At 48.4% G+C, this 14,868-nt stretch carries 11 protein-coding genes; 2 read left to right on the plus strand and 9 right to left on the minus strand.

Annotation, left to right across the window (positions count from 1 at the left end; all coding sequences use genetic code 11):
- Positions 1-188: 188 nt before the first annotated feature.
- From KGF70_RS14835 to KGF70_RS14870, 8 genes are all read right to left on the minus strand, one after another.
- The gene (locus KGF70_RS14835) at positions 189-605 is read right to left on the minus strand and encodes a DNA-binding transcriptional regulator (protein ID WP_216769305.1); all 417 of its coding nucleotides are present in this window, start codon (positions 603-605) and stop codon (positions 189-191) included.
- 105 nt (positions 606-710) lie between these two features.
- Positions 711-1,211, minus strand: a complete 501-nt coding sequence (locus KGF70_RS14840) for a DUF2247 family protein (RefSeq protein WP_050337787.1) — start codon at positions 1,209-1,211, stop codon at positions 711-713.
- Positions 1,212-1,683: 472 nt separating this feature from the next.
- Entirely contained in the window at positions 1,684-2,406 is a 723-nt protein-coding gene (locus tag KGF70_RS14845) for an MIP/aquaporin family protein (RefSeq protein WP_081484832.1), read from the minus strand.
- Positions 2,407-2,420: 14 nt separating this feature from the next.
- Entirely contained in the window at positions 2,421-4,250 is a 1,830-nt protein-coding gene (gene glpO, locus KGF70_RS14850; RefSeq protein ID WP_216769306.1) for a type 1 glycerol-3-phosphate oxidase, read from the minus strand.
- A 14-nt stretch (positions 4,251-4,264) separates the two neighbouring features.
- A complete protein-coding gene (gene glpK, locus KGF70_RS14855) occupies positions 4,265-5,782 on the minus strand; it encodes a glycerol kinase GlpK (protein ID WP_088770138.1) in 1,518 nt (505 codons plus the stop codon).
- 1,418 nt (positions 5,783-7,200) lie between these two features.
- Complete coding sequence (locus KGF70_RS14860; protein WP_216769307.1) at positions 7,201-8,532, minus strand: NAD(P)/FAD-dependent oxidoreductase; 1,332 nt, start codon at positions 8,530-8,532, stop codon at positions 7,201-7,203.
- A gap of 96 nt (positions 8,533-8,628) precedes the next feature.
- Positions 8,629-9,600 (minus strand): ABC transporter ATP-binding protein, encoded by a 972-nt coding sequence (locus KGF70_RS14865; RefSeq protein ID WP_021338157.1) that lies wholly within the window; start codon positions 9,598-9,600, stop codon positions 8,629-8,631.
- Entirely contained in the window at positions 9,600-11,126 is a 1,527-nt protein-coding gene (locus tag KGF70_RS14870) for an ABC transporter permease/substrate-binding protein (protein ID WP_088770140.1), read from the minus strand. The genes KGF70_RS14865 and KGF70_RS14870 overlap by 1 nt, the downstream gene beginning before the upstream one ends.
- A gap of 1,146 nt (positions 11,127-12,272) precedes the next feature.
- Here KGF70_RS14870 and KGF70_RS14875 point away from each other — a divergent pair.
- Positions 12,273-12,719 carry a ribonuclease H gene (locus KGF70_RS14875; RefSeq protein ID WP_050337794.1) on the plus strand — a complete coding sequence of 149 codons (447 nt, stop codon included), beginning with the start codon at positions 12,273-12,275 and terminating at the stop codon, positions 12,717-12,719.
- Positions 12,720-12,776: 57 nt separating this feature from the next.
- Here the strand turns inward: KGF70_RS14875 and KGF70_RS14880 are convergent, their stop codons facing one another.
- Positions 12,777-13,688, minus strand: coding sequence for an oxidoreductase (locus tag KGF70_RS14880; protein ID WP_216769308.1), 912 nt, complete (start codon positions 13,686-13,688; stop codon positions 12,777-12,779).
- A 136-nt stretch (positions 13,689-13,824) separates the two neighbouring features.
- On the opposite strand from KGF70_RS14880, the gene rihC reads away from it, so the two are divergent.
- The gene (rihC, locus tag KGF70_RS14885; protein WP_021338160.1) at positions 13,825-14,745 is read left to right on the plus strand and encodes a ribonucleoside hydrolase RihC; all 921 of its coding nucleotides are present in this window, start codon (positions 13,825-13,827) and stop codon (positions 14,743-14,745) included.
- Positions 14,746-14,868 lie beyond the last annotated feature (123 nt).

Here is a 14,868-nt window from a genome sequence, read left to right on the forward strand (position 1 = left end):
TTCTACATGCCCAGAATTATCAGTCGGTAAAAACTTAAAAGAAAGCCGGATTTAAAGTTTAAATGCAAGCCCCATAAAATCACTCATCTGTTTCATACACGGCAATAAAATACGTTTATACTACCAAGCATAATTGACAGTTTGCCATTTTGAGTCAGAAGTGCCCAGGTATTCGTGGGCAGATAGTGTTAGGGCAACCTGCTATTCAACTGAAAATAGTCAATAACCCCTTTCAACAAACTATCCTGTTCTTTGGTTTGCACGCGATCATTGTTCTCCAATTGAGATAACGTTGATGACCCCATACCTAAATAAAAGGCCAACGCCTGAACCGTTAAGCCGGCATGCTGACGAAATTGTTTGATTTGTTCAGGTTTCAGATAACTCTTCTTGGCTCGATACGCCTCAAAATCGGCTTTAGGATTTTCCATCGGGTCATCAAAGTCACTCCAAAGTTCCCCATCCGAATCTATCCAGTAGTGGTGCCAGACGAGCAAGTCCGAGATATCTTTCACCTGCGTCTTCTCCAGCCGCCAAGTTTCGGTATAAAACGCCGTCGTTTCCAGTTCATCATTGTAGTAAAACTTCTTTGTGACTTTTGCCATCGCAAGTCTTCTCCTAATTATTGAACCGTTTTCGTTTCCAAACAACACGGTACACGTAAACATCAACTGCCTTGTTGGACGTCCCAATTGCTATATTCATAGACGTCAATAAGTGATAAGTGTAAATCTTCTTTCAGCCGCCAAAAAGCAGTTAAATCTATTTAACAACTCAGCAGAAGAAGTTGGTAAATCTTGTGGCATATAATTTATAAATCCAGACATATCTTCCGGATAACCAAAATTATCATAAAATTGCGCGATTGCATCTAGTAACTCATTTTTACTAGTAGCTTCTTCTACTTTTTTCAGATAAACATATCTCAATTTTCGATACTCGGCTTCCCAGGAATCTGTTCCTTGCTCTAAAAATTGACGATGCTCTTGTTTGATGCTCGCCATAATGCCGGTAAAGTCTTCTTCGGCTATTCCCCATGCCAAAGCACTTATTAATTCGCTATCTTCACCCTTCTGCATTAATTCAATGGCAAATTCAGTTAAAATTTCTTTACTAAAATAGGCCTCTTCTATTCCCACATAAAACGTACACCATTCGTAAACCGCCTTGTATTCTTGTAGATCTTTCAAATGTAACTTTATTTTATTCATCCCATACCACTTCTCAAGAATTTGAATTGGGGTTCCAGTAACCACGCCGTATTTGCATCATCACGGCCAGAATCGCCCAAATCATGAAGTCCACTACTGGAATAATAGTACCACCTTAATTGAATTGATTCCTTTAATTGCCCACAGAAGATGGGCCTAACCGGAAGTCCCAGTCTGACCCGAACACGTTTCATCCCTACTGCAGCTAGCATGGAATGCCAGTATTTAAGACGCGGGCTATCGGCTTAACTCTGTGCCCACCACTGTCAGAAATGCCTGTCAGCCGGTATAGGCTGCCTCTCCCACTGCAATTTTACACAATCCTGCACTGTTTCCAGCGGGCCTCAGCTGGCTGTTTTGATTTTAAGAATTGACATATTTTAACCATTTCAATCGTTACCCACAAATAAAACCGTGATTACCGTTGCTAATTCCAACAGTAATCACGGTTTATATCAAATCAGTCCTAAAATTATGGCAATACATTAAACAACAGTGCACCTAACGCACCACCAACCAGTGGTCCAGCAATCGGCACCCAACTGTAGGCCCAATCAGAAGTGCCTTTATTCGCGATTGGTAAGACGGCATGCGCAATCCGTGGCCCCAAGTCCCGTGCTGGATTGATGGCGTACCCGGTCGTCCCACCGAGTGACAACCCAATCGCAATGATCAGAATCCCGACGACGATTGGATTCAAGCCCGCGGTGAACTGGCCTTTCGTGAAGGCTAACAAACCGAAGACTAGGACAAAGGTTCCAATCACTTCACTGATGAAGTTCCAGAAATACTGCCGAATACCAGGGCCAGTCGAGAAGATTCCGAGAATGGCGCCGGCGTCCTTTGTGGCTTGCCAATGTGGATAGTAGTGCAGCCAGACTGCCAGGCCACCGACGATCCCACCGGCAATTTGAGCGGCACTATATGGCAGAACGTATGCCCATGGGAACTTGCCCGCAACCGCCATACCTAATGAGACGGCGGGATTCAAGTGTGCCGGGCTCATGAAGCTGGACGCATAGACGCCCATCGTGACGGCAAAACCCCAGCCTAAGGTAATCGCGACCCAGCCCGCATTTTGCGCTTTAGATTTGTTGAGGGTTACCCCAGCAACGACCCCATCACCTAATAGAATCAAGATAAAGGTCCCGAGAAATTCCCCCAATAATTGTAATGCTAATGGATCTTTCATCATGACCACCCCATTCTTTAGCCCTGCTTGAGTGCCGTTAAGTCCGATTCAGCAATCGTTTGGTTCAAACGATCCGTTTGTTCCTTCGTCGTTGCGGCATCCCAGCCGAGATAGTCAGCCATCGTCGCAATGACACCGTCTTTCAGGTCATCCAGCGTGTCACGCATGAAGAGTAAGTGGTTCGTACGCCGAAGTAGATAATCAACCGGTGTCAACGTCATTTCTTCATCCAAAGCGTAGCGCAGGCTAATCGTTTCGGCTAAGCTCAACCCGTGTGTCGGTTCGACTTTACCAATCAGACTGAAGACCCGAGCCGCATTGGAGCCATACATATTCGCAATCCGTAGCGCTTCATCATTGGTCAATCCGTTATCCGTCCCCTGTTTTGCGTAAAAGGCAATCGTCGCATCAACGTTGTGCGGATCAATATCGCCACCAGAGACCGGGAGATTCTTAGAATTGATTTCGTTAAAGTGGGCATCAAACTTGTCCGCCAGAATTTTGGCAACCAACGCCATGGCACCCGCGGCCATTTTACGGTAATCGGTAATCTTACCACCAGCCAACGTTAACAGGCCATCCGGACTACTAGTTAATGAACTACCCCGTGATACCGCCGATGGACTTAACTTGTCTTCAGCCAGCGAACTTTCGAGATCATTCAGCACGCTTTCAACATCTTCGCGGCTCGCTTCTTGATTTTCAAATTGGTCGACCACTTTGATGACTTCTTGGAAACTCTTGTCGCTGATTTTGCCAGAATTACCACCGTTGTAGTCCGAACTCCCGTTAGCGGCAATCAATGGCCGTAACCCAGCCCAGCTTGCTTCAATATCATCTAAGGTAATCTTCGCCGTTGGGTAGCGCCGGTTCACGATTTCAAGCAGGTAATCAACATCTTCTTGGGTCACCGTTGGATGTTCCAAGTCACCGTGATAATCAGTATCGGTCGTCCCGAAGTAGGTCTTGTTCTCACGTGGTACCACGAAAATCATCCGGCCATCTTGGTCGCCTGAATCAAAGTAGGTTGGTTGTGGCACCGGCAGTTTTTCAGCATCGACTACCAAGTGGACCCCTTTAGTTGGGCGCATCTGTGATTGATAAGTTTCACCATGGTCCATCTTCCGAATCGTGTCGGACCAAGGGCCAGTCGTGTTGATGACGACCCGGGCATGAATTTCAAAGGTTTCGCCAGTAAACAAGTCTTCAGCGGTAATCCCGTTGATATGGCCGTCATCGTCATGTAATAACCCAGTGGCCTTGACATGACTGGCCATGATACCGCCATTTTCATGAGCCTTCTTGATGTTTTCAATTACCAAACGGGCATCGTTGTTTCGGAAGTCAAGGTAGACGCCACCACCGACTAAGTTTTTCGGACTCAGTTGGGGCTCGCGTTGTAAGACTTCTTCCTTAGAAAGCGTGTAGTTGGTGAATTTTGGATCTTTAACTTCCGCTAACTTGTCATAGAGATCCATCGCCACTTTGACGGAAAAGAGGTCAAAGGTCGCACCCGTCTCGTTATAGATGGGGAGTAACATTGGGTCGGGCTTAGGAATGTGGGGTGCGATACCCTGAACGACTGCCCGTTCCTTGACCGTATCGGCGACAACGCCCACATCAAAAGTCTTCAGATAACGAATCCCACCGTGGACGAGCTTGGTCGACCGTGACGACGTTCCTTCAGCGAAGTCCTGCATGTCGATCAGACCGGTCTTCATGTTCATGGCCGTTGCTTGAATAGCGACTCCGGCACCGGTGATACCACCACCGATTACTAATAGATCTAACATTTCATTTTGTAAGCGCTCAATATTTTGTTGACGCGTCGTTGCTGAAAATGCCATGTTGTTGTCCTCCTCTATTTCGCTGCGTGATAAGGGATGTGCTTGAAGACTTGGGTCGCCTTGACCGCTGCCTGCCATCCGTCGTATAAGTTCGTTCGTTCTGCTGCACCCATTTCCGGTTTAAAACTTGTCCCCGGCTTGTAGGATGCTTTCAACTCGTCCAAATCTTTCCAGTAGCCAACGCTTAGACCAGCTAAGAATGCTGCCCCGAGCGCGGTCGTTTCCAGGTTAGCGGCACGCATGATCTGCGTATCTAGGATATCTGCTTGGAATTGCATCAGCCAATCATTACGAGCAGCGCCACCATCGACTTTTAGCACTGGAATTTCGATACCCGAGTCCTTCTTCATCGTTTCGATCACGTCACGCGTCTGGTATGCCAGGGCTTGTAAGGTCGCTTTGATAAAGTCTTCACGCGTCGTCCCCCGCGTCAGTCCAAACACCGACCCGCGGGCTTCCGAATCCCAGTATGGTGCGCCGAGCCCGGTAAAGGCCGGCACGACGTACACTTCATTTTCGTTATGTGATTCACGTGCGGCCCGTTCTGAATCCGGAGCGCTCTCGACTAATCGAATGCCATCTCGTAACCACTGAATGGCTGAACCAGCAACGAAAATCGACCCTTCTAACGCGTAGTAAACCTTGCCATTGATCCCGTAGCCAATCGTCGTTAACAAGTTATTATCTGACAATTGCGGCTGTTCCCCGGTGTTCATCACGATAAACGCCCCGGTACCATACGTATTCTTGACGGTCCCTGGTTCGAATGCCAGTTGTCCGAACAGTGCAGCTTGCTGATCACCTGCCATACCGCTGATTGGAACTTCCGAGCCGAAGAAATGGTAGTCCTTAGTCTTGCCGTAAATTTCTGAATTCGTCCGGACCTCCGGCAGCATTGCGGCTGGAATATTTAATAATTGCAAAATCTCCGAATCCCACTCTAATTTGTGGATATTATAAAGCATCGTCCGACTGGCATTGGAGTAATCCGTAACGTGCGTCGCGCCACCCGTCAGCTTCCACACCAACCAAGTATCAATCGTGCCAAAGAGCAATTCACCCTTTTCAGCCCGTTCTTGCGCACCCTTGACGTGGTCCAAAATCCAACGAATCTTCGTAGCTGAGAAATAGGCATCGGTCACTAAGCCCGTATGCTTGTGAATCAGGTCGCCATGACCATCCTTCACGAGTTGTTCAGCAATTGGCGCCGTTTGCCGTGATTGCCAAACGATGGCGTTGTGAATCGGCAAGCCCGTCTTTTTGTCCCAGACGATCGTCGTTTCACGCTGATTCGTAATTCCGATACCGCTGATCTGAGCCGGCTTGATTCCAGATTCAATAAAGGCATTCGCAATGGTAGACAGAACTGCGTTCCAAATTTCATTCGCATTATGTTCGACCCAACCCGGTTGTGGGAAATACTGTGGAAACTCCCGTTGCGAGTCAGCCACTTTATGGCCTGCGTGGTCGAAGATAATGGCGCGGGTACTCGTCGTCCCTTCGTCAATCGCCATAATGTACTTGTCGGTCATTGTGTGTCACTCCTTAGTAATAACGGCTAAATGTAAACGCTGTCATAATTGATGATTGAATCATAACATGTCGTGGACGATTTGTGAATAGATTTGCATAAATTAAATTTTGCACAATTGAATTCACTTTAAAACTATTTCTTACTATGACACATCTCAATCCCGACACACCAGGCATCAACGCAATTAAGTCGCGGCTTTTGGTTTCATAAAATAATTAATTTACTAACGTTTAATCCTGTCGCCAAGCGGTTCTGCATGAAAAATAACGGTTAGGCTTACAATCACAAGCACCGGTTAAAATGAAAATTGGCAGCCGTTTACTAGCAGCTAGACTCCCTTAACTTCGCGGCGCACCGCTCATTCTGAGGCGGATCTCACAGGCTGATTTTGAAAATAGTGCAAAAAAACGTTGTGACAGGAAGGATTAGTTCTTGTCACAACGTTTTGAATGTTCAATAGACGTCATTTAGCATTAAATATAATTGAAACGGGCCAGTTAGTGGATTCTTGTTCGTCTGCCGGTGCGCGCCTTAGTCCGACCTCCGGGACTGGCTGACAACGCTGGAACAGGGCGGACATCGATTTGAACTCACGCAGAAACCCACTGCGCAATTTCAAATACGAGTCTTCTTCTAGCCCGGGAAGACCACCCGGGCTAGAAGAATTTCGCCCTTGAGCATTGTCAGCCAGCCCCTACAGTCGGGAACCCGCTCGAATGGCGGATGAACGACCACCTATCTTGGCGCAATTGACCACTGAATATTGGTGACAGATTCTTCAGGCACAGGCTTAATCGGAATTGATGATACTTTTTTTGTTCAAGTACTGAGAAGATTATCATCTCAATGCTGCTAATTTCAACGGACACTGATCTTGAAATTAATTGATAATACGGTCTTCGTTTAAAACTCAAAATTTTGTTATCTTAGTCAACTGAAGAAAATTATGACAAGCAATTTTAGTGTAGTTGTTTGTCAGATGTCTTAAGGGTAAAAAAATTGAGTTATTGTTAAAAACAGTCTGACAGTTGAATATCAAAATGACCGTGGGCTAAGAACCAACGACTAATTCAATAAAAAGTTGAGTCCGCACATGTCCGCCTTTCGAATACAATCCCGGCTGGAAGGTATTCTGGGCAAGGCCAAGTGGTGAAATTCCACTTAGCAAGCGTTTTGTGCTTGGTTAGTGGAAGACCAGTATTTAAGACGTGGTTTTCGGCTTAAATCTGTGTCCACCACGTCACGGCCATTGCCCAGAATGCCTGGAAGCCGGAATAGAACGAATCTATTACTGCAAGTTTACGCAAAACCGCACTATTTCCAGCGGCTTTCAGCTGGCCGCTTTTGAACTTAAGAACTAGCCCATTTCAATCACGTTTCATGACCGTGTTTCAACCAGTTGCCAGTTCTCGCTAGCTAGTACAGATACTGCAGGTCACTGGCTGGTGTTGGGTAGGCTAATACGAGTTGCTGTAATTGGGCTAACGTGACGTGTTTTTCAATCAGTAACGTCAGGTAATTGATCATTTCATCCGCGACATCACTCAACAGTGTCGCACCGACGACTTGCCCGCTAGCCTGATCAATAATGACCTTGGCCTGTGCTTGTTGTGCGCCAAAGCGGTAATAAGAGAACCATTTGGTCATATCCAGCGTATTCACGCGATATTTATCCGGCTGGTCAGCCGCATCCGTCGCACTAAGGCCCACTTGTGCCAGCTTGGGTGCCGCAAAGACTTGGGTCGGGATGACGGGATACGTGATTGCCGCTCCCGGATGGGTCAGTTGCTGAACCAAGTAGCGCGCTTCGTAACCCGCTACTGGCGTTAACTTAGGCACGGGCGTATCGCTCACGTCACCAATCGCGTAAATATGCGGATTAGCCGTCTGTAGTCGATCGTTCACTTGAATCCCGTGACGGTTAAACGTGACACCGACGTTTTCAAGTCCTAACTGGTCCGCATTCGGAATCCGGCCCGCCGAACTAATCACGAGGTCCGTCGTCAGCTCAAAGTCAGGTGCCGTCAATCGTAGGCCGGCGTCGGTCTGTTCGATGGCTTGGAGGTCCGTGTTCAAGTCAAAAGTAACACCGTCCGCAGTCATGGCCGCCATCAAATCTTGGACGAGGTCCGCATCGAAGGCTTTGAGTGGCCGGTCATTATGATGAATCACGTGGACATCGGCGCCGGCAGCATTCGCAATTGCTGCCAGTTCGAAGCCAACATAGCCACCACCCACGAAGGCCACGCGCTTAGGCATCTCATCTAAGTCTAAAAAGTCCGTACTAGTCTTGAAATATTCCTGCCCGGTAATCGGCAAAATCGCTGGGCGCTGTCCGGTCGCAATCACGTAATCCGTCGCACTTACGACTTGGTCACCGACTGCTAACTGGCCATCATTTTGAAAATGGGCCTGGCCATGTAAAGTCGCGATGCCTTGGTGCTGCAGCCCCTTGAGCGTGCCATCATTAATGCCATCGGTATAGCCTCGTTTATGCGCCATCAGGGCCGGCCAATCAATCGTCGGTGTTCCCGTTAAGCCTTGATGCTGGAGATGTTGGGCTGCCTGTTGGGCTTCAACGGCGCTCAACAAGATCTTTTTCGGGTCACACCCGCGGTTCGGACAAGTGCCACCCCATAAATCAGCTTCAACGATCAGCACCGACTTACCTTGCGCCTGTAAGCCGCTTGCCATCGCGTTACCAGCCGGGCCACCACCAAGTACAACGACATCATACTGTTCTGTCATTACTGAGACCTCCTCAATTGACTCTTAAATTCTCATGATCAAATTATTGTTCACTAAGCTAGCCCCTAGTCTAAAGCAATCCGGGCTAGTTGACGACTAAGACACTTCTTCATGCTGACTCAGATAAGCGACGACCCGTTGTCGGTCCAGGTAACCCACCACGTGATCATCTTCCGTGACCGCCAAGTAATCATGGTCGGTCAAGGCGGTAAAGGCCGTCCGCAGCGTCGCCTGAATATCTAGTGACTGAATACGGCCATCCGCCACGTCCGGCGCAGTTTTGAGATAGCCTTGGACGAGCCCGACGCGGCCCACGTAAACGTCATACACGTTTTTCGCACGACTCGCACCGAAGAAGTCCCGCACGAAGTCATTGACCGGATGTTGGGCCAGTGCCGTTGGTGTGTCGACTTGGACGAGCTGTCCATGTTGCATGACCCCAATGCGGTCGCCTAATTTGAGCGCCTCGTTCATATCATGGGTCACAAAGACGATTGTATTATGATAGCGCGCATGTAGTCCCAGGACTAGATCTTGTAATTGTTGCCGCGAAATTGGGTCCAGCGCACTGAACGGTTCATCCATCAACACAATATCGGGTTGCGCTGCGATTGCCCGCAAAATACCGATTCGCTGTTGTTCACCACCAGATAATTCTGATGGCATCCGGTCGCGGTATTCTTGGGGGTCCAGGCCGACTTCCGTCAATAACTCGTCAATCGTTTGATTGATGGTCTTCTTCGCCGTCCCCTTCATTTCGGGAATCACCGCGATGTTTTGTGCCACCGTCATGGTTGGAAATAGGGCGATTTGTTGCAAAACGTACCCCATCTGCCACCGTAAATCGCGTACCGGTACCGTGGTGGTGTCGGCCCCGTTGACCAGGATTTTTCCGGCCGTTAAGGGTTCCAAACGATTGATCATTTTAAGCGACGTCGTCTTACCACTGCCGGAAGTGCCCACTAGGACGAACAGTTCACCCTGATCGACCGTTAGATTCAAGTCTGGAATCACGGTTTGCCCGTTAAAGTCTTTTTGGACGTGCTGAAATTCAATTGCCGTTGTCATTAGCGTCCCTCCTTTAACAAGCCGTGTTTGACGAGATAGTTGTGTGCGACTGTGGAAGCCGATTTCTTTTTGACGTTGACTTCATAGTTCATCTCTTGCATATCGGTTTCAGAAATCTTGCCAGCTAACTTATCCAATGCTTGAACGACTTTCGGGTGCTTGTTAGCAAAGCTGGTCTTCATGAGTGGCGCTCCCTGATACGTCGGGAAGAAGTGCTTATCATCCTTCAGCAGCGCCAAGTTATATTGTCGTAATTCGCTATCCGTTGCGTAGGCGTCCACCAGATTGATCTTCCCCTTGCTAATCGCTTCATAGCGCAACGCCGGTTCCATCGATTTGGCCGTGACGTCCAAGCCATACGTCTTCTTGATTCCCTTCAAGCCATCATCGCGGTCAATGAATTCAAGTGTCATCCCTGGTTTGAGGATTGATTCGACTTGTGTTAAATCGCTGATGGTCTTCAAATGGTGTTCTTGTTGGAACTTCTTAGTGACGGCCAGGGCGTACGTATTGTTGTACTGCATCGGCTTCAAGTAAGTCATCTGTTCCTGCTTAGCTAGCCGCTTTTTGGCTAACTGATAAGTCTGATTAGCCGTTTGACTGGCCGGATTATTACCCTTCACCAAAGTTTCCAAGACGGACCCGGTGAATTCTGGATAGATGTCGATCTGGTTATTCTTCAGAGCGCTAAATAAGAAGGTCGTCTTACCAAAGTTCGGTTTCAAGGTCACGTGGATGTGGTCGTCTTCAGCCTCAATCAACTGTTTGTACATATTGATCAAGATGTCAGGCTCCGAACCGAGTTTACCTGCAATTGTAATTGTTTCAACTCGATTGGCGTAAACGCTGTACGCGCCACCACCACCGAGTAACGCCAAAATACCCACGAACACAATCAGCGCATGGCGGGGTTTGGCCGTCTGGAACCAGCGCACGAGTGCACTCAACAGAATCGCCAATAGCGCTGACGAAATGGCCCCAATCAACAGCAACGACGTATCATTACGGTCAATCCCAAGCATGATAAACGTCCCTAGACCCCCTGCGCCAATCAAAGCCGCTAACGTTGCCGTCCCGATAATGAGCACCAGGGCGGTCCGAATCCCGGCAATGATTTGCGGCAAGGCAATTGGCAGTTCTACTTTGAACAACTTGCGCATCCGCGACATTCCAAACGCATCGGCCGCCTCTTCAATTGACGCGTCGATTTCTGAGATCCCTAAATAAGTATTTTGAAAAATTGGTAACAACGCGTAAATCACTAGCGCAATCACCGCGGGCACCGTGCCAATACCGACTAGCGGAATCAGCAATCCCAAGAGTGCCAACGACGGAATGGTCTGCAAAACACTGGTCAGTTGCAACAACCCCTCGGCCCACCGTGGTCGGCGAACGACCCAAATGGCCAACGGAATCGCAATCACCATTGCAATGACTAGCGCGGCCAAAGAAATCCCCAAGTGTTGCCACAACGCAGTGAGTAAATCACTCCGCCGATCCATAAATGTCTGTATTAATGTCTGCATAAGTACCTCCCAGTGCCCAGCTTTAATCATGATAACTTCCTGATTATCTATGTATTTAATCGTAGCATACTCCGTCCAAAATCATAGTAATACGCACCCAAAATCGCAATTAATTGTAACTTTTGTGGTTTCATATAAGGTTGATTGAGACATATTGTTCTTAAATTCAAAAGCAGCCAGCTGAGGACCGCTGGAAACAGCGCGAGTTAGTATAAATTTTCAGTGTTAGCTGCGTCCTAGGCCGGCTTCCAGGCATTCTGAGCAATGGCCGGAACGTGGTGGACGCAGATTTAAGCCGAAGCCCACGTCTTAAATACTGGTCTTTCACTAACCAAGCCAAAAACGCTTGCTAAGTGAAATTTCACCACTTGGCCTTGCCCAGAATACCTTCCAGTCGGGATGGTATTCGAAAGGCAGACATGCGCGGGCCCAACTTTTTGTTGGATTGGTCGTTGGTTCATTGGTACACGGTCACTTTGACTTTCAACTGTCAGACTAGTCTTTAATGATAGCTAAAGCTCTATATTCATGCTGTCAGACAAGTAATTTCACTGAACTGGTCAGAATCTTCTCTATTTGTCTGGAATAAACAAGTCTTGAATTCTGAGTGCAGGCCATTTTATCGACTAAATTCAAGACTAGTTGCCATTGAAATTAGTGGCATAGAGATGAGTGAGTAATATTTAGATAATCCCCTCAGTACTCAAATACCATAAAGCATCACCGATACCAATTAAAGGTTTGCCTGAAAAACCAAACACCTAAATATTCAATGGTCAGTTGCACCAAGTTAGGTGACCGTTCATCCGCCATTCGAGCGGCTTCCCCACTGGAGGGGCTGGCTGACAATGCTCAGTAGCCAAATTATTCTTAGCTGGAAGTGGGTTACTTCCGGCTTAGAATAAGACTCGTATTTGAAATTGCGCAGTGGTCTTCTGCGTGAGTTCAAATCGATGTCGGCTTACGTTCCAGCAATTGTCAGCCGGCCCCGGAAGTCGGATTAGGACGATCACCGGCAGACGAACAGTAAGACTAACTACCACAATGCATTAATTTGGACTTTTTTAACGGAAATCCAGCGAATTACCGTATTTATTAAATGAACCATGTTTCTAACACCCCATTACGATTACGAGGAGGACCTCCATGACAACGATTCATCTCTATTTGGCCAGTACGATGCATCAAGCAACCCCCATCACCGCGACAACTCCCGCGGCTTGGGTCGTCATCTTGCGCTATGCAGATCACCAAAAAGCACTGAACGACGCTGGTTACGGCCATACCGAAACCCAGTTGACGTTAAGTGCACTGATTGAAGCCCTGACGACACTCAAACGTCATGACTTACCCGTCCACGTGCATACGACTACTGAAATCGTGGCGACCATCATCAGCGAGCAGCGTTACTTGACCTGGCGTCAAAATGATTGGCAGCTACCGGATGATGAGCAAGACAATCTCACACAATGGCAACAGCTGGTGCCACTAATTGAGGCCTACCCGGACTTGCAGGTCACCTACCATCCAGTCGACGACCCGACCATGACGACGGCTACGACGACACTAACGGCAGTGATGACCAAACTGTAGCGGAGAACGAAAAAAGCCCCGTCTCACCGTTCTTGGTGAAACGAGGTTCCAGACGTCTTAATTGGTTTCGTTCGTTGAATTGCCATGTTGATAATGACGGCTACCTGCGCGACGGTCTTTGCGGCGTGTCACTTTGGATAGCTTGGCCGCACCGTTGACGGCCGAAGTCATCATGCGATCAAACTGGCGATCACTCAACCAGCGGCGGCCGGTTAATGACAAACTAGCACCCACTCCAGCGTGATACCGCGTCTTAGGTTTGACATCATTGACCGCACGCACCATCAGTTTCGCAATCACTCCTGGATTAGAGGCGAACTGGTCGAACAACGAGAGCATCGCACCGACCTTGATGGCCTGGTCGCGATAAGCCGTCTCACCAGATACCGCCAACAGTTTCTTTTCGGCGATGCCAGCCCACTCAGTCTTAATGCCACCCGGTTCAATGATGACCACGTCAATCCCGAATGGTGCAACTTCCATCCGCAATGAGTCGCTCATCCCTTCAATGGCATGCTTGGTCCCCATGTACCATGCACTCAGCGGCTGGTAGATCTTACCACCAATCGAAGAGACGTTGATGATGCGGCCACGGTGTTGCGCACGCATTAATGGCAAGACGAGTTGGGTCAAGCGCATCACACCAAAGACGTTCACCTTGAACTGGTACTCACCTTCTGTGACCGGCACGTCTTCCAACGCGCCGTATGACCCATAACCGGCATTATTGATCAGCACATCAATGCGGCCCTGTTCGACTTGAATCGTTTTGACAGCCGCAATCAACGTGGCTTCATCCGTCACATCGACTTTTAAAACGTGCACGCCAGCAGCGGCTAAATCCGTCATTTTCTCGATTCGCCGGGCCGCACCGTACACAATGTTGCCCTGTGCTTGTAACTTTAATACGGTGGCCTTACCGATCCCTGAAGACGCCCCTGTAATTAAGATAACCCGTGGTTGACTCATAATCCGTTCCTCCATCGTTAACTGTATTTACTGTCATGCTACGTCAAACCCCATGTAATTGCAATCGAATTCATTGGCCGTAGTATGCTAAAATAGAACTAATTTCAAGCACGTCTATTTAATTGGAGGAATGAACATGTCAACAAAGATTATCATGGACACTGATCCTGGTATTGATGATGCCGCTGCGATCACGATTGCATTAAATCATCCTGACTTGGACTTACAATTAATTACAACGGTCGCCGGTAACGTGACCGTCGATAAAACGACGCTCAATGCGCTGAAACTCACGCGCTTCTTCAACAGTGACGTTCCCGTCGCGGGTGGCGCACCTCAGCCACTCATCAAACCATTTGAAGACGCCGTCCGTATTCATGGTGTTTCCGGCATGCCGGGCTATGACTTTCCAACTGACTTAGCCGACCCATTACCTGAAACGGCTGTTGAAGCTTTACGTGATTACATCATGGCCGCCGAGCAACCCATTACGTTGGTGCCAACTGGTGCGTATACCAATATCGCACTACTCTTCAAGACCTACCCTGAAGTGTTACCTCACATCAAGGAAATCGTCGCAATGGGTGGCGCACTCGGAAAGGGCAATATGACCAGTGCCGCTGAATTCAATGTTTTCACCGACCCCCATGCCGCTGAAATCATGTATCAATCCGGCGTTCCCATCACGATGGTTGGTTTGGACGTCACGATGAAAGCACTCTTGACTCGCGAATCCATCGAACAACTGCCAGCATTCGGCAAGACCGGCGAGATGTTACACGCCCTCTTCGGCCACTATAACGATCGCAACCAGACCGGCGTGGCCATGCATGACGTTAACACGCTCTTCTACCTACTCCATCCAGAAGCCTTTACGACCGAAGCCATGTGGATCGATGTTCAGACGGATGGTCCGGCCAATGGTGAGACCGTCGGCGATATTCGCGGGGCTTACCACGATGGCAAGACCAACGCCAACGTCTGTGTTGATATCGACGCAGCAGCGTTCAACAAGTGGTTCTTGGCAACCGTCAAAGCAATCGACGAACAACTTTAATCAAAACAAATAATAGCGGACCTGCCAAACACCATTATTCAGTGTTTGGCAGGTCCGCTTTTTTGAGTGCGCCCGGCATGGGTGATAACTAGGCGGTGCAAGTCCGCTGTGGGCCGTAGTAGT

This window comes from Lactiplantibacillus sp. 7.2.4 (genome assembly GCF_018991185.1).
GTDB lineage: Bacteria > Bacillota > Bacilli > Lactobacillales > Lactobacillaceae > Lactiplantibacillus > Lactiplantibacillus pentosus.